Source organism: Flectobacillus major DSM 103, from assembly GCF_000427405.1.
Classification (GTDB): Bacteria; Bacteroidota; Bacteroidia; order Cytophagales; family Spirosomataceae; genus Flectobacillus; species Flectobacillus major.
Window position 1 is genome coordinate 190,054 of record NZ_KE386491.1, and the last position, 15,628, is coordinate 205,681.

A 15,628-nucleotide genomic window follows, 5' to 3' on the forward strand; every position below is an offset into this window, starting at 1 on the left:
CGGCCTCTTTATTTTATGTATTAATTTCTGAGCATTTCGATATGTTCTATGCCATCTTCCAAATAAACATCGCTACTTTGTAAAAAGCCAAACGATTCATAAAATTTTTGTAGGTACAATTGAGCCCCAATTTTGATAGAAGCACCACCATACAACTCTTCTACCAAGTCAATGGAATTATTCATTAGCTCTTTGCCTATACCAAATTTTCTGACACTGGGCGAAGTTACTACTCGACCAATCGATGCTTCATCATACGATACCCCCGGAGGCACAATCCGAGTATAGGCTACAATTTTTTGGGTTTCGGTATCAAAGCCCATTAAATGATGACATTTAAAATCCTTGCCGTCCAAATCTTGAAAAGGACAATTTTGCTCAACAATAAATACCTCACAACGGAGTTGTAATATTTGGTATAATTCGGTTGTGGTAAGATTTCTAAAATGTTTGCTGTACCAGTTTATATTCATATAGTCGAAGAAGTTAGCTATTCTGTGTGTATATATTCTGTAAATTTAACAATATTGTAGTCATTTAACATTCCTGATTCTTCCTTCGTCAAAGTTTATTATATTTGTAAATCACAAATTGAATTAATATGAAAAAAATATTGCTAGGGATGTTGCTCTCAACATTCACCTATTTTTTTACTAATGCTCAAAGCAATATAACCGAATACGAGACTCAATATAAGAAAGCCTTGCTTTTTTACCAAAATAATGAATTCGAGAAAGCCAAAACAGCTTTCGGACAATTGAGTAATCTACGGTTCAATAATCCTCTTGTTCCATATTCTTATTATTTCAATGCCCTTTCTGCCATTAAACTTGCTAAAATAGCCGAGGCCAAGCTTACTCTTCAAAACCTTCTATTAAGATTCCCTAATTGGGAGAAAAGAGCCGATGCTAATTATTTGTTGGCTCAAGTGGCTTTTGAAAACAAAGAATATGGCAATGCCTTTAAAATAGCCGAACAAATCAGTGAGGAGTCGCTTCAGGACGATATTGCCGAAATGAAGCGTTATTATATAGCTCAGCTACAGGATACAAAGGTTATTAGTACTTTGCTAGCACAGTACCCCAACGAGAGCGTGCTTAAAGAGCGACTACAAAATCAAAATGCGAGTATATCATCGACCGCTGCTATTCAACAATTTCGCCAAACAAAAGGCTACTTGAATTTTGCTTTTTTACTTCCCGTAGGTTTGGCCGATATTAACCCCGACCGCCCAAGACGAGCCAACCAATACGTACTCGATATGTATCAGGGTGCTAAACTGGCCAAAGCTCAACTACAAAAAGAGAATATTTCGGTAAATCTGACAGTATATGAAATGTCGAACGACCCCGATGAGATGCTAGAATTGATGAATAATTCTTACTTTCAACTAAGCGACCTACTGGTGGGGCCGTTGTATGCCGAAACCAACAAATATGCTAATCTCTTTTGTGAAAATAATCAAATTCCGATTATAAACCCTATTTCTAATAATACCAAATTGTTAGAAATTTTTGATAAGTCCTTTTTGGTACAGCCATCTACAGCCATGCAAGCCCAAAAAGCCGTAGACTTTGTTAATAAACAAGCATTCTTAGGTAGAAATGCAGCCATCTATTATACCTCATCAAACAATGATTCGAGTATGGCGGTTTCTTATAGAAAACTCTTATTAGACAAAGGGTATGATATTGTAGCTTTTGAAAAAATTAGCTCAAATTCTGAAGTGATTGCTACCAAAATTCCTGATAAAAAAGTAAGTCATGTGTTTTTGGCAACCTCCGACAAAAAAGCGGGTTTGGCCATGCTAACAGCCTTGGCCAAAAAAGAAAATAACGCTCCATTAATAACCACTGCCGAAGCTTTTAATGCTACAAGCTTGAGTGCAACTACAGTAGCAGGCCGAGAAATCTACTGTATCGACCCTGAATATATTGACGGTGAAAAACCAGAAGTAGATAAATTTCGTAAAGATTATTTGGCCAAATATGGGGTAATTCCTTCTTACTATGCTTTTGAAGGGTACGATATTACACTCTTTTGGGGACGTTTATTGAATAAATATGGAGCTGATTTCAAAAAAGGACTAGATAACCTAGATACTTACAAAACTAATTATTCGCTAGCTGGTTTTGATTATACACAATCACAAGATAACCAGATTGTACCCATTACGACTTTTGAAAATTATAAATTTGTATTAGTAAAATAACATAGAAAATTAGAGTACTTCCTCTTTGTAATTTCTATCACAACAACATGACTACTAAAAACAGCCAAGAACTTTTTGACAAAGCCAAAAACTTTATCCCTGGAGGTGTAAACTCACCTGTAAGGGCTTTTCGTGCAGTAGGTGGCAATCCGCTTTTTATCAAATCGGCCAAAGGGGCTTATTTGTATGACGAAGACGATAATCAGTATATTGAATTAATCAATTCGTGGGGGCCTATGATTTTGGGGCATGCCAATGAGTTGGTAGAAAAAGCCGTTGCCGATGCTATTCAAAGAGGCTTTTCGTATGGCGCTCCAACTCGCCGCGAGGTAGAAATGGCCGAATTGATTACTTCTATAGTGCCTTCTGTCGAAAAAGTCCGTATGGTAAACTCTGGCACAGAGGCTACAATGTCGGCTATTAGAGTAGCGCGTGGCTATACAGGTCGTGACAAAATTATCAAGTTTGAGGGGTGTTATCATGGTCATGGCGATTCATTTTTGATTGCTGCGGGTTCGGGTGCAATTACATTTGGGCATCCAGATAGCCCTGGAGTTACCAAAGGCGTAGCCAACGATACTCTTACTGCTCCATACAACAACCTAGAGGCCGTAAAAACATTAGTAGAAGCCAACAAGAACCAAATCGCTTGTATTATTCTTGAGCCTGTTGTAGGCAATATGGGCTTGGTAAAACCTGCCGAGGGTTTCTTGGAAGGTTTACGCCAAATCTGTGATCAAGAAGGTATTGTTTTGATTTTTGACGAAGTAATGACAGGATTCCGCTTGGCTAAAGGAGGGTTTCAAGAACGTTGTGGCGTTACACCCGATATGACTACCATGGGTAAAATTATTGGTGGAGGTATGCCTGTAGGGGCTTATGGTGGCAAGCGTGAAATTATGGATTGTGTTTCGCCTGCGGGGCCTGTGTATCAAGCAGGAACACTTTCGGGTAACCCTATTGCTATGGCCGCTGGCCAAGCTATGCTCACTTATTTGAACGAACATCCAGAGGTTTATACCCGAATAGAAGAAGTAGGAAATACGCTTACTACAGGTATGAAGGCAAATATGCAAAAACTTGGACTCAATTATACCCTTAACCATGTTGGGTCGATGTTTACGCTTTTCTTTACCAAACAACCTGTCAATAACTTTGAAGATGCCAAAACCTCAGACACCGCTCTTTTTGGTAAATACTTCCAAGCCATGCTCAAACGTGGTATTTATTTAGCTCCATCGCAATACGAAGCTATGTTTATTTCTACGGCTTTGACCGACAACCACGTTGCTCAGATATTGGAAGCTAACTACGAAAGCTTGAAAGAAATTATTGGATAAAAATTTGTATTCAGTACTATTATCCCCGTAGGTTTTGGTAGCCTGCGGGGTTATTTCTTGACAAAATATATTTCTTTCTCAATCAAACAGCCCCTTCTTTTATGAAAAAGCTAGCTTTCTTTCTTGTAATTAGCATTTTTGCACTTAGCTCTTGTGGTGGAAACAAAGAAGAACTCGACCAATTAAGACAGGAAAATGCCGCTTTGAAAAAGCAATTACAAACGCTTCAGGCCGAAGGATTTGCCAAGTCGCCTAAATATATTCTTAAAATTAGGCTCAAACAATCGCATTTTTCATTGAGTATCAAAAAACATATCAAAGATGCCGTTAATGCAGTCGACTTCGAGATTCCTGTAGATAAGGATTTTTATAATAGCGTTTCTGAAGGCACAGAGATTGTCGATAACTTCAGGTTTGGCTCGATGGTACTATATGGTAGCTTTGGCGATTGGGAAATGACCGTAAAAAAGAAATATATTAAAGAGCAATAAACCAGACACAAAATCGGTGATTGAGCAATTGTATGCGTTCTTGATAAAAAAGCAATAACCAGTTTGATAATACCGAACAATTGGTTACATAATCAGAAAATACTGTGTTGATTATCAATCACTAAATCCCTCCGAGCAGCATTTGTTATGCGTAATTATTCTATTATCATTCCTGTCTATAACCGTCCCGATGAAGTTGAGGAACTTTTGGCGTGCTTGGTTAAGCAAACTTATAAAAATTTTGAGGTAGTTATTGTTGAAGATGGTTCGGTTACTAAATGCGACCAAGTTGTAGAAAATTTTCGGGGAAGACTTGATATTCAGTATTATTATCAGATAAATACTGGACAAGGTTTTGCTCGCAATACGGGTTTTCAATATGCCAAAGGCGATTATTTTATCATTCTCGACTCCGATGCTTTAATTGAACCTAACTATTTAGAAATTGTAGAAAAACAACTGAATAAGCAATTTCTCGACCTTTATGGCGGCCCCGACCGTGACCATCCTAATTTTACGCCTATTCAAAAAGCTATTAGCTATTCAATGACCTCGTTATTTACAACAGGAGGAATTCGTGGAAGCGAGAAAAATCTAGGAGGTACATTTCATCCACGAAGCTTTAATATGGGCTTATCGCGTGATGTCTGGAAAAAAACACAAGGCTTTATTATAACCCGTATGGGCGAAGATATAGAGTTTTCGATTCGGGCTATTTCATTGGGTTTTAAGTCTGGTTTGATTCCTGAGGCTTTTATTTATCATAAACGCCGTACAAGTTTTGTTCAATTTTACCGTCAATTACGTTTTTTTGGAAAAGCTCGTATCAATATTAGTCGTTTCTTCCCTAAAGAATTAAAGCTAATACATACTTTTCCTATGGTATTTACTTTGGCTTGTTTTAGTATTCCATTGTGGTACTTTATTAGTATGCCAATGTTTTACTTAGCCATTTCTTTGTTGGGTATTTATGTACTTCTCAATTTTACCGATTCTAGTATCAAAAACAAAAGCGTTTGGGTAGGACTCCTGAGTATTGTTGCGGTATTTGTTCAACTGATTGGCTATGGAATAGGGTTTATGACCGAAGGTTGGAAAAAATTGTTTGAAGAAAAAGGATATAAACAAACAGGTGAAAAAATAGATTATCCTTCCTAATGATCTTTATCCAGAATATATTGTGGTAAGAATGTAAAAAATTAGGTTGTATTTCTTTTTACAGAAAATACAACCTAATCATATCAAAATCCATCAGCGAATTATTTGTTAGGCTGTGGCGTAGTACGCAAATAAGGCTTAATTACCGTAAATCCTTTCGGGAATTTGGCTGCGGCATCTTCAGTTTTTACGGCAGGCGTAATAATTACATCTTCACCATCTTTCCAGTCGGCTGGTGTAGCAACTTGGTAGTTGGCAGTCAATTGCAAAGAATCAATTACACGCAAAAGCTCTTGGAAATTACGACCTGTCGAAGCTGGGTAAGTAAGAGTCAATTTGATTTTTTTATCTGGCCCAATAATAAATACCGAACGAACGGTTGCCTTTTCAGATGCATTTGGGTGAATCATATCGTACAAAGTAGCAACATTACGGTTTTCGTCGGCAATAATAGGGAAGTTCACTTTTACACCGTTTACCTCCTCAATGTCTGGAACCCACTTGTTGTGAGAGTCAAGGTCATCGACCGATACCGCAATTACCTTTACACCCTTTTTTTCAAACTCACCTTTTAGCAAAGCTGTCTTACCTAATTCAGTAGTACATACTGGTGTAAAATCGGCTGGGTGACTAAATAACAATGCCCAAGAATCACCAATCCATTCATGGAAATTGATTGTTCCTTGAGTTGTTGATGCTGTAAAATCTGGGGCAATATCTCCTAATCTTAATGACATGGTATTATGTGTTTTAGGTTTATACTCTAACTAGTCTATAAACTTACAAGATTGTTTTTAAAATGGTTCATATTCATGCTAGAAATCTTCAAAAGATTGATAAAAATCAGAACTTTTGAAAAGATATTGACTAATTTACAAAGAATAGGACAATTTTTTACTATTTTGTTCATATAATTCAGAATCACACTAAAACGAAGAAATCGCTACGATGAAATACCATTTTACAAAACTTTTTCAGTACGAGTCTTGGGCCAACGAGCAAGTTATTATTGCTTTACAATCGATGGAGCGAACCGATAACAGGTCGTTGGAGTTATTTTCTCATATTTTGGCTGCACATCTCAATTGGTATAATAGGGTAAAAGACGACAACACCTATATTCCTTTATGGGAAAAGCGTGATTTGTCTGATTCTGTGATTCTATTGCGACAGATTTCAAAGCGATGGTTGGAGTTGATAGAGGAGGTAGATGAATTGTCGTGGGGCAAAACACTTACTTATGCTAATTCAAAAGGAGAGGTTTTTCAATCGAGTTTATATGAAATTATGACCCATTTGTTATTTCATTCGGGGTATCATCGTGGGCAGTTGGTCAGTAATTTGAAAGGGAAAGTCGAAACCTTGCCTGTTACTGATTTTATTATTTATACCCGAGAAGGATTTTGAGGTGATTATTAGATGATTCCTAAATTTACTGATTACTGGTTCTATCATAAGCAATTGTCCAGTAATCAGTAAAACCATGTATCTAAACTACCCAATAATACAAAAAACTTGCTTATATAGGTTTTTCAATGGTAAAATTATGATTGGTATAGATACAAATATCTGCGGCAATAGTTAAGCCTTCTTTTACCATAGCTTCTGCCGATAAATGAGGGGCGTGTTTTTTCAAAGCCAAAGCTGCCGACAACGCATAATTGCTTCCTGAACCAATAGCCGCAATACCATTTTCAGGCTCAAGAACATCGCCTGTTCCCGAAATAATCAATGCTTCATCTTTGTTTACCACTACCATCATAGCCTCAAGTTTACGCAAATAGCGGTCTGTTCGCCAGTCTTTGGCCAATTCTATACTAGCCCTTTTCATATTGCCCCCATAGGCATTGAGTTTTTCTTCAAAGCGTTCTAAGAGTGTAAAGGCATCGGCTGTTGAGCCAGCAAATCCTGTTACAATTTTGCCATCAAGCAGTTTACGGATTTTTTTTACGTGGTTCTTGGCTACGGTGTTGCCCATGGTAGCTTGTCCGTCAGCTCCAATTGCTACTTCGCCGTTGTGTACCACCGCCAAGACGGTTGTTGATCTAATTTTTTCCATATTGAAAAGACATAAAAAAAGAAAGATGAAAGACTAAGACTTCACCTGAATGTAATCTTTTGTCTTTCATCTTTCTTATAAAAACCAGTTATACTAAACTAACAATTTGATTGGGTCTTCAAGCAATTGTTTGAATGTTTGTAAAAACGCAGCACCCGTAGCACCATCAACAGTACGGTGGTCGCAAGTAAGCGTAACTTTCATTACGTTAGTAGCATAGAATTGTCCGTTTTTCACACCAACAGTTTCTTTGATACCACCTACAGCCAAGATACAAGATTCTGGTTGGTTGATGATAGACGTAAACTCGTCGATACCAAACATCCCCAAGTTACTTACTGTGAAAGTATTACCTTCCCAATCTTTTGGTTGTAATTGTTTATTTTTTGCTTTTCCTCCCAAATCTTTAGCCTCAGCCGAGATTTGTGAAAGTGATTTTGTATTAGCAAAGCGAATTACAGGAACCAACAGTCCATCTTCAACGGCCACAGCCATACCAATATGTACGTGGTGGTTGATACGGATTTTGTCGCCCAACCAGTAAGAATTTACTTTAGGGTGCTTGGTCAATGCGGCAGCAACAGCTTTAATAACCATATCGTTGAATGAGATTTTCACAGGAGAAAATTCATTCATTGAAGTACGAGCTGCAATCGCTTTGTCCATGTTGATTTCCATGGTTAAATAGAACTCAGGAGCAGAGAACTTAGACTCAGACAAACGACGTGCGATGGTTTTACGCATTTGATTTACAGAGAACTCCTCGTAGCTTTCTTGTCCTAAAATAGTAGCTGGAGCGGCGGCCGGAGCAGCAGTTTTGGCTGGAGCAGCTTTAGCGGCTGGTACAAATCCGTCGATATCGGCTTTTACGATACGGCCATTTTCGCCAGAGCCTTTTACTTCACCAAGGTTGATACCTTTGTCTTTGGCCAAAGCTTTAGCTAATGGAGACGCCTTCACTCGTCCGTCGGCTGAAGTTACAGCAACTGGTTGGGCAACAGGAGCAGCAGCAGCTACAGGAGCTGGTGTTGCAGCGGTAGCAGGAGCAGCAGCGGCAACAGGGGCAGCCGCAGGAGCACCACCTTGAAGCAATGCTTGGTAGTTGGCACCAGGCTCGCCGATTACAGCTATTACGTCGTCTACAGCAACAGTTTTGCCTTCTTCAATACCGATGTATAAAAGTGTACAAGGAGCATATTTAGTAACATCAATGAAGTTATCCAAGTCAAACTCCATGGTAGCCTTATCTGTTTCGATTTCGGCCAAAAGAGCTTCACCAGGTTTAATAACATCACCTACTTTACGAAGCCAAGCTACCAAAGTACCTTCTGTCATGGTATCGCTCATTTTAGGCATACCAATAACTTCGGCTTTGATGTTTGAAGTATCAACGGCAGGGGCAGCAGCAACAGGAGCAGCGGCTGGGGTTTCGGCAGTAGCTTCAGCAACAGGAGCAGCTGGAGCAGAGGCACCACTCAAAAGATGCTCGTATGCTTCGCCATTTTCGCCGATAATAGCGATAATGCTATCAACAGGCACAGCTTTACCTTTTTCTAAGCCAATGTATAAAAGTCTACCATCTTTAAAATTGCTCAAATCCATTCTTTCGTCCAAGTCAAGCTCCATTGTAGCTTTATCTGTTTCGATTTCTGCTATTAGGCCGTCACCTGGCTTGAGCTGGTCGCCAACTTTTTTGAGCCACTCTGCCACAACACCTTCTGTCATGGTGTCGCTCATTTTGGGCATCGTAATAATTTCTGCCATGATTCTTAGTTATAGGAAATTTATGGTCGAAGCAACGAATCGTTGCATCAATCTTTAATTAAAGGGATTTAAAAGACCGTTTTACGTAAATACAAAGATAAAACAAGGCACTAAGCTAGGCAATATATTTGAATACTTAGATTACCCATTAAAAAACATTTTTCAATGCTTGATACTTGCTATCTTTCAAAGTTCAAAAATAAGGCTAAAGCATTGGTTTCAAAAGTTATCTTTGAAAAATATAATTTTGTCTTTTTTTTTTCATGATAGTTTTTACTTATGAATTCTATAAATAAAAATAGATGGTGTAATTTTGTATCATCTAAAATTCAAAGACAACCTATCACAATTTCTAATGAAGCAAAAATCTGCTGAGACATTATTTTTTCCCAATCTTAATGGAGTTCGTTTTATCGCTGCTTTTTTTGTTATCATTCATCATATAGAACAATTCAAAGAAAAATTTGGTTTCGCAAGGCACTTTTTTCACCTTCGATTTGTCAGAATGATTGGGCCATTGGGCGTATTTCTTTTTTTTGTACTAAGTGGTTTTTTGATAACCTATTTGTTGCTTGAAGAAAAACACCAAACCAAGCGAATCGCTATTAAATCGTTTTATGTACGGCGAATCCTCCGAATCTGGCCTTTGTATTATTTTGTGGTATTGCTCGGTTTTTTTGTCTTTCCGCATATTTCGTGGATGAGTGTACCTAATGAAACAGAATGGTTATCAGAAGATTTTGGTCAAAAATTACTGTTATTTTTATTAATTTTGCCCAACTTGGTAGTAGGAGTATATCCTGATATTCCCTTTATCTCTCAGAGTTGGTCGATTGGCGTAGAAGAGCAATTTTATTATTTTTGGCCTTGGGTAGTTGCCAAAATCGACTATATCGCATTGCGAATGAAGATTTGGTGGATTTTCTTAGGGATTTTTATCTTCTTTTTTTTGCTCAGGGCTTTGGGAGTTACATTGATCCCCAAAACAGGAGGTTGGCTCTATTTACATGCGTTTCTACACTCGTTACGGCTTACGTGTATGATTTTGGGAGCAGCCGCAGCGTACCTTTGCTATTATTTTTTAGATAGTAAGCTCGTGCGTACCATTTTCTCAAAACCTGTGCAATTATTCCTTTGGGTGTTGTTGCTAGTATGCCTTAGTTGGGAGGTATATTTGCCAGCCATCAATCAAGAGTTTTATAGTGTGATATTTGCGTTATTACTGATGAATTTGGCCGTAAACAACCAAAGTATAGTGTCGTTGCAATGGCCTGTCTTAGAGTATTTAGGCAAAATATCTTATGGCTTGTATATGTTTCATTCGATTGGTATTGTAATTGCTATTAAAATCTGTATTTACTTTGTACGAAGAGAAGATATTTGGCTAACCGACCTTGTTATGTACGGAGTGTCGATTCCATTTACGTTACTGGTATCGGCGTTATCGTATTGGCTATTAGAAAAGCCATTTTTGAAGCTCAAGCATCGATTTGCTCTTATAAAAAGTGGAAAGCTTTAACAAACCTGAGTGTACTCTTTATTACTTTTGTACAATTGTATAGCCAGCAACCTAAGAATATACAGTTGTTTATGAGCCTTTTATCGAAAAGGTTTTCTCACGATTATTAAAAAATTTATGTACGAAATTATTTATAACAAAGCCTATATAGCCTTAACGCTAAGTATTATTGCTGTATTAGCTTTTCGTTATCGTCCTTGGTTAGAACAAACCTTTGCTCAGCAAGGAGAAAAAAAGTCGTTTTTGGTATTGGCTTTTTTGTTTAGATTTTTACCTTTTTGGGTAGTATATATTTTCTATGGCTACGATGCCCAATCCGATGTTCAGATTTTCTGGCGTTCGGCTCAGGAGGCCAAACAACTCCAATTTGTTTATCGTGATTTCGACTCGCTTTATTCACCTTTATTTGCTTATATTACAGCTATTCCATTGATTTTTTGGGATACCGCTCGGGCGGTTACTTTGCTCATGATTGTGGTTGAGTTGGCGGTATTATGGCTCACCATCAAAACGTATGGAACTACCAATAAGCCAAGCAATATTTTTAAAGCATTGATTTATTTGTGTTTTCCGGGGCCGTATATTTTTTGCGTTTTGGGTGGACAAGAAGACATCTGGATGTGGGGTTTTGCGTGTTTGGTGGTGTATTTGTGGCAAAAAGGTAAATCGGCCTTTGTACTAGGGCTTACTGTTGCGTTGGGGCTATTGGTCACAAAAGCCTTTTTTGTACTGTTTGTGCCACCGCTTTTCTTGAAACTAAGCGATAAAAAGAACTTCGTTTTGGGAATGATGAGCTTGGGTTTGCCTTCATTGGCTATTTTGTACTATTTTGGGGGAACTACTTTTTTAATGCCTATTCAGTTGGCACAAGAGCCGATGTGTCCCAATGTATGGTCGGTTATGTATCCGTTTTTGGGTAAATGGATAGCCCAATTCAATATCAGAATGCTCAACTGGATTGGATTATTTGTCATTATTATTGTGTCGTCGTGGCAGGCATTTCGTTTAAAAAATCTTGAATTAAAACAATTTATTCCGATGGTTTGGGTCGTGATATTTGGGGTAATGATGTTGTTTCAGATAGGTTCTTATTCAAACTATATCTTTATTTATGCCATGCCTTTGTTGTTTTCATTGATGGATTTGAAAGATAAGAAGTTATTGATTATTTCGTTTTTGATACAAGCGGCGGCAGTTGTACAGGTGTCACTTTGGTTTAGAATTGGGAAGCCTTTTTTATCGTACGAGTATTTCCTTCAAATAAAATTTGTGATAGAATATGCCCTCGAATTGATTGTTTTCTTTGGGGTGATTTATTGGCTCAATATGGTACTCAAAAAATACAAAGGGGTAAATGCCTAGCTAGCCTCTGCAATTATTTTTAGCAAAACATGAGTTATTATTTTTGAATATACTTTTTACCCTTAGAGGCGTAACGCTTTGCAACTAAAGATGTGTCATTCTGATATTTAACATAAAAAAGGCGGTCGGAAAACAATTTTCGACCGCCTTTTTTATGAATAACCCCTAAATTTCTATTATTTGGGTAATTGATAAGCCTCTTCCATGTTCCTTTGACTACCTGATGAATTACAACAAACACCAATAGGTGGTCTGGTTTAATATTACCTAATATTCGGGATGGCTCGTGTATGTGTTTTATACTTTTACAATTTCCTGTGTTTCAAGATACACCAAAATACCTTCTACTTCTTTGTGTTTCATGTCGAGGTATATTTTGCGGTATTCCTCTACTTGTTTGATATGCGACGAGCTTTTTGACCCTGTTTTATAATCTAAAATTACAATTTTAGGGCCTATTTTCACTACCCTGTCTGGGCGAAGTGGGGCTTGATTAGGTCGTAGGATTTCTCGCTCATTTCTGACAAAACGTTCTTCTACTTCAAAATAGGGCTTGATTTCGGGCAAATTGATAATTTGCTGAATGGTAGCCTTGAGTTGTTGTTGTTCCGACTCTATAATCAACCCTTCTCGTTGAATATCGGCCAAGGCCGTATCTATATCCCGAACCGTTTTTATTTTGGCAAAGGCAGCATGGACTTTATTACCGTAGTCTTTACTTTTTTCAAAACTTTCTAAGTCGAAAAGCTTTTCGGCCGAATGCTTGAGCTGAATTGTTTGGCTTCGCTCGCTCGACTGAATACCTTGAATTGTGATGGCATTGCTGATATGTTCTTTTTCCTGAGAAATAATCTTATTGTGTCCTTCCGTAACAACATATACCAAGCCTTCGGTAGGGTCGATGTCAGGGCATTGGGCGTATTGATATAGCATATTGCCAACGGTTTTGTCAAATTTAGAAATATCGCTTTTTACGATCAAATACAGGCGGTCTTTTGGGCGAGTGAGTGCCACATACAACATATTCAAGCTTTCGAGAAAAGTATCTTCCTTTTCGTCTTTGTATTGTTGTAGAAGCTGTGTTTTCTCCAAATCTCGTACCATTTGTAAAGGAGCTGTAGCTAAGTATTTCTCCGACTCGTCAGCTTGTTCTAGGAGCAATTCAGGTAAAATCTCCTCGGTTAGGTCAAACCAGCGGGTCGAATACATACCCGTGTCGGTAGTCCAATGGCAATAAGGGATAATAACCACCGGAAACTCCAATCCTTTTGATTTATGGACACTTGTTACGGTAATAGCATTTTGGCCTGCTGGCGACGAAATAGACAGCGAATTCTTTTTGTTTTCCCAAAAAACAATAAAATCGGTGAGGTGCGTACTCCTCATATTCTGAAACTCAAGTACTACATCGAGGAATCGGAAAATAAAATCTAATTCTTTGTCGTGTTGAAACAAGTGAAAAGTTTGTAGAAGTTTTTCAGCAATTTCATACAGTGTCATTTGTTGTAATGCCGTCGGGATTAGATTGTAGCTTACAAGCTCAAAAAATGCTGAGATATTTTTACTATCAATAATTTCTTTGATACCCTTATTTTCTTGAGTATTGGGGATTTTGTTGAGTACTACCCGATAATACAAATAAATTCCCTCGTATTTGGCCAGAGCATTGTCGGGGTTTTGTACCACTTTCATAAAAGCCATTACCAAATTGATGGCATCCGACGACCCCAAGCTTAACGAATCGGACGAAATGACGTTGTAGTTTTGTTCTTTGAGTTCGTTGGCTACAGTTCGAGAATCCTTATTTCGGCGACACAAAATCGCTATATCGCTAAGGCGATAACCAATACTAAGAACTTCTTCGAGCGTTTTGTAAATACTTTCGAGCATAATACGGTCTTGTTCTTTGCCCACTACAAAGTCAATCTGAACGTGTCCGCCAGTTTTGATTTGTTGGATATTGCTGGGTAGTTCTTGAGCAAAATATTCATCATAAACTTTGCCTAAAGATGGAGCAATGGACTGATAATCAGGATGATTTTTGATGAAATCAAAAAAGCTATTATTAAACTCAATAACCTCTTTCGAGCTTCGGTAATTGGTATTGAGGTTGGCAGGCACTAAATAAGGCGTAATACTATCGTAGCGTTCTATCAAGAAATTATCAGTAGGAAAAGGCTTTTTGAGTTCCTGTATTTCTTTTTTATGCAGATTGACAATTAATCCCATTTTGCCACCCCTAAAACGGTAAATAGACTGTTTGGCATCGCCTACGGCCAAGTTGAAGTGACCACTCGCTAAGGCATTTTCAATTAGGGGCAAAAAGTTGTGCCACTGAAGCGTAGATGTATCCTGAAATTCATCAATCAGGATATGATTGTACCGTTCTCCAAGACGTTCGTAAATAAAAGGAATAGGTTCGTTTAAGACTATTTCCAAAATTTTGCGGTTAAATTCCGAAATATGAATTTGCCCTGTTTCTTGCTGAATATCAGCAATTTCTTTTTTTAGCTGAGCCAACAGAGCCAGCTTTTTGAGCTGTTTCAAAATTTCTTTGTACAGAAAATACCTAGGCCCAAGCTTTGCTTGAAACGATAACAACAAATTACCGCAGTCGGTTAATGTTTCGGCAATTGCCATAATACTGGCAGCAATAGGCTTGGCCGCACTTTTGGCATGCCAGGTATTTTGTTCTATGGAATCGAGGGTGCGTTTTCCTGCTTCTTTGAATACATTGCCTGCATATACTTGGGTGAAAAAACTAAAGTTACCACTTTTTTTGAAGGGAAAATCATCAATACTTAGGCCGTTATCGTTGACAACCTCAAGGGCAATTTTAGCCACTTCTTTGAGTTGTTCTTCAACCGATTTATTGAAATCTTTTAATTGTTGTTCTATTTTCAGAAAGTCGTCGGGTGTAAGTGTTGCAATTTTGTCAATATCATTTTGGAATTGGTCAAATAGCAGGTTTCTCCCAAAATCAGCGATTTCAGTACCCAGACCATTCCATGAACGTCCCTCGTCGGCCTTTTCCAACGCAAAACTTTTGATAGCCTCCGTAATTTGCTCGTAAGTTTCGGTATTAGTTTTTTGGAGAAGTTGCTCAACGGCTGCATCCAACAACACATCCGACTCTAGGTTTACCTCAAAATTGAAGGGAAACCCCAATTCTTCGGTAAAAGCACTAACTATACGTTGTACAAAAGAGTCGATAGTCGATACCGAGAAATTGGCATATTCATGAATAATATGCTTGAATGTAGCCGAAGCCCTTTGCCTCAGAATAGTTTCGTCGATTTCGACACCATCGGCTTGTAATTCAGTCAGAATTTGGTTGAAAATATCGGCAGAATCCTTTATTTCTTTGGGGTCGTTGCTTGAAAACTGGCGGAGGTATTTGAGAATACGCTCTTTCATTTCGCCTGCGGCTTTATTGGTAAATGTTACGGCCAAAATGTGGTTGAAGTACCAAGGAGTTTTGGACCGCAAAGCCAATTTGATATATTCTTTGGCAAGGGTGTAGGTTTTGCCCGAACCAGCCGAAGAGGAATATATTTTGAACTGAGTACTTCGGTCGGAAATGTTAAAAATATCGGACATGACAAGCTATTGGTTGGAAACAAGGTTTATTTTTAGCAAAAATACAAGGCTATTGGCATACAGAAACGACAAAAGTTTGAATTATTTATCTACAAAGGTTTTGTGATAAGCATAAATTTTGTC

Annotated in this window: 12 protein-coding genes; 7 read left to right on the forward strand and 5 right to left on the reverse strand. The window is 38.1% G+C overall.

The window, feature by feature from the left end; all coding sequences use genetic code 11:
• Positions 1-20: 20 nt before the first annotated feature.
• Positions 21-473, reverse strand: coding sequence for a GNAT family N-acetyltransferase (locus FLEMA_RS0102790; protein WP_026994140.1), 453 nt, complete (start codon positions 471-473; stop codon positions 21-23).
• Positions 474-601: 128 nt separating this feature from the next.
• Here FLEMA_RS0102790 and FLEMA_RS0102795 point away from each other — a divergent pair, with 128 nt between their 5' ends.
• The 4 genes from FLEMA_RS0102795 (at position 602) to FLEMA_RS0102810 (ending at position 5,201) form a co-directional block, all read left to right on the forward strand.
• The gene (locus FLEMA_RS0102795) at positions 602-2,212 is read left to right on the forward strand and encodes an ABC transporter substrate-binding protein (RefSeq protein WP_026994141.1); all 1,611 of its coding nucleotides are present in this window, start codon (positions 602-604) and stop codon (positions 2,210-2,212) included.
• Positions 2,213-2,259: 47 nt separating this feature from the next.
• Positions 2,260-3,552: a glutamate-1-semialdehyde 2,1-aminomutase gene (hemL, locus tag FLEMA_RS0102800; RefSeq protein ID WP_026994142.1), complete on the forward strand. Its 1,293-nt coding sequence runs from the start codon at positions 2,260-2,262 to the stop codon at positions 3,550-3,552.
• Positions 3,553-3,653: 101 nt separating this feature from the next.
• Entirely contained in the window at positions 3,654-4,043 is a 390-nt protein-coding gene (locus FLEMA_RS0102805; protein ID WP_026994143.1) for a hypothetical protein, read from the forward strand.
• 147 nt (positions 4,044-4,190) lie between these two features.
• The gene (locus tag FLEMA_RS0102810) at positions 4,191-5,201 is read left to right on the forward strand and encodes a glycosyltransferase family 2 protein (protein WP_026994144.1); all 1,011 of its coding nucleotides are present in this window, start codon (positions 4,191-4,193) and stop codon (positions 5,199-5,201) included.
• A gap of 101 nt (positions 5,202-5,302) precedes the next feature.
• Here the strand turns inward: FLEMA_RS0102810 and FLEMA_RS0102815 are convergent, their stop codons facing one another.
• Entirely contained in the window at positions 5,303-5,938 is a 636-nt protein-coding gene (locus FLEMA_RS0102815; protein WP_026994145.1) for a peroxiredoxin, read from the reverse strand.
• Between the two features lie 211 nt (positions 5,939-6,149).
• On the opposite strand from FLEMA_RS0102815, the gene FLEMA_RS0102820 reads away from it, so the two are divergent.
• The gene (locus tag FLEMA_RS0102820) at positions 6,150-6,608 is read left to right on the forward strand and encodes a DinB family protein (RefSeq protein WP_026994146.1); all 459 of its coding nucleotides are present in this window, start codon (positions 6,150-6,152) and stop codon (positions 6,606-6,608) included.
• Between the two features lie 112 nt (positions 6,609-6,720).
• Here FLEMA_RS0102820 and hslV read toward each other — a convergent pair whose 3' ends face one another.
• A complete protein-coding gene (gene hslV / locus FLEMA_RS0102825) occupies positions 6,721-7,260 on the reverse strand; it encodes an ATP-dependent protease subunit HslV (protein WP_026994147.1) in 540 nt (179 codons plus the stop codon).
• 93 nt (positions 7,261-7,353) lie between these two features.
• Positions 7,354-9,024, reverse strand: coding sequence for a dihydrolipoyl dehydrogenase family protein (locus FLEMA_RS0102830; RefSeq protein ID WP_026994148.1), 1,671 nt, complete (start codon positions 9,022-9,024; stop codon positions 7,354-7,356).
• 355 nt (positions 9,025-9,379) lie between these two features.
• On the opposite strand from FLEMA_RS0102830, the gene FLEMA_RS0102835 reads away from it, so the two are divergent.
• Both FLEMA_RS0102835 and FLEMA_RS0102840 read left to right on the forward strand, forming a co-directional pair.
• Positions 9,380-10,543 carry an acyltransferase family protein gene (locus FLEMA_RS0102835; RefSeq protein WP_026994149.1) on the forward strand — a complete coding sequence of 388 codons (1,164 nt, stop codon included), beginning with the start codon at positions 9,380-9,382 and terminating at the stop codon, positions 10,541-10,543.
• 117 nt (positions 10,544-10,660) lie between these two features.
• Entirely contained in the window at positions 10,661-11,905 is a 1,245-nt protein-coding gene (locus FLEMA_RS0102840) for a hypothetical protein (RefSeq protein ID WP_026994150.1), read from the forward strand.
• Positions 11,906-12,202: 297 nt separating this feature from the next.
• Here the strand turns inward: FLEMA_RS0102840 and FLEMA_RS0102850 are convergent, their stop codons facing one another.
• Positions 12,203-15,505 carry a UvrD-helicase domain-containing protein gene (locus FLEMA_RS0102850; protein WP_026994152.1) on the reverse strand — a complete coding sequence of 1,101 codons (3,303 nt, stop codon included), beginning with the start codon at positions 15,503-15,505 and terminating at the stop codon, positions 12,203-12,205.
• Between the last annotated feature and the right edge of the window lie 123 nt (positions 15,506-15,628).

What these genes read in the sequence shown, in the direction of transcription:
- FLEMA_RS0102790 (WP_026994140.1), bottom strand. Translation starts at nt 473, where the DNA reads ATGAATATAAACTGGTACAGCAAACATTTTAGAAATCTTACCACAACC.
- FLEMA_RS0102850 (WP_026994152.1), bottom strand. Translation starts at nt 15,505, where the DNA reads ATGTCCGATATTTTTAACATTTCCGACCGAAGTACTCAGTTCAAAATA.
- FLEMA_RS0102830 (WP_026994148.1), bottom strand. Translation starts at nt 9,024, where the DNA reads ATGGCAGAAATTATTACGATGCCCAAAATGAGCGACACCATGACAGAA.
- hemL (WP_026994142.1), top strand. Translation starts at nt 2,260, where the DNA reads ATGACTACTAAAAACAGCCAAGAACTTTTTGACAAAGCCAAAAACTTT.
- FLEMA_RS0102795 (WP_026994141.1), top strand. Translation starts at nt 602, where the DNA reads ATGAAAAAAATATTGCTAGGGATGTTGCTCTCAACATTCACCTATTTT.
- FLEMA_RS0102815 (WP_026994145.1), bottom strand. Translation starts at nt 5,938, where the DNA reads ATGTCATTAAGATTAGGAGATATTGCCCCAGATTTTACAGCATCAACA.
- FLEMA_RS0102820 (WP_026994146.1), top strand. Translation starts at nt 6,150, where the DNA reads ATGAAATACCATTTTACAAAACTTTTTCAGTACGAGTCTTGGGCCAAC.
- FLEMA_RS0102810 (WP_026994144.1), top strand. Translation starts at nt 4,191, where the DNA reads ATGCGTAATTATTCTATTATCATTCCTGTCTATAACCGTCCCGATGAA.
- FLEMA_RS0102835 (WP_026994149.1), top strand. Translation starts at nt 9,380, where the DNA reads ATGAAGCAAAAATCTGCTGAGACATTATTTTTTCCCAATCTTAATGGA.
- hslV (WP_026994147.1), bottom strand. Translation starts at nt 7,260, where the DNA reads ATGGAAAAAATTAGATCAACAACCGTCTTGGCGGTGGTACACAACGGC.
- FLEMA_RS0102805 (WP_026994143.1), top strand. Translation starts at nt 3,654, where the DNA reads ATGAAAAAGCTAGCTTTCTTTCTTGTAATTAGCATTTTTGCACTTAGC.
- FLEMA_RS0102840 (WP_026994150.1), top strand. Translation starts at nt 10,661, where the DNA reads ATGTACGAAATTATTTATAACAAAGCCTATATAGCCTTAACGCTAAGT.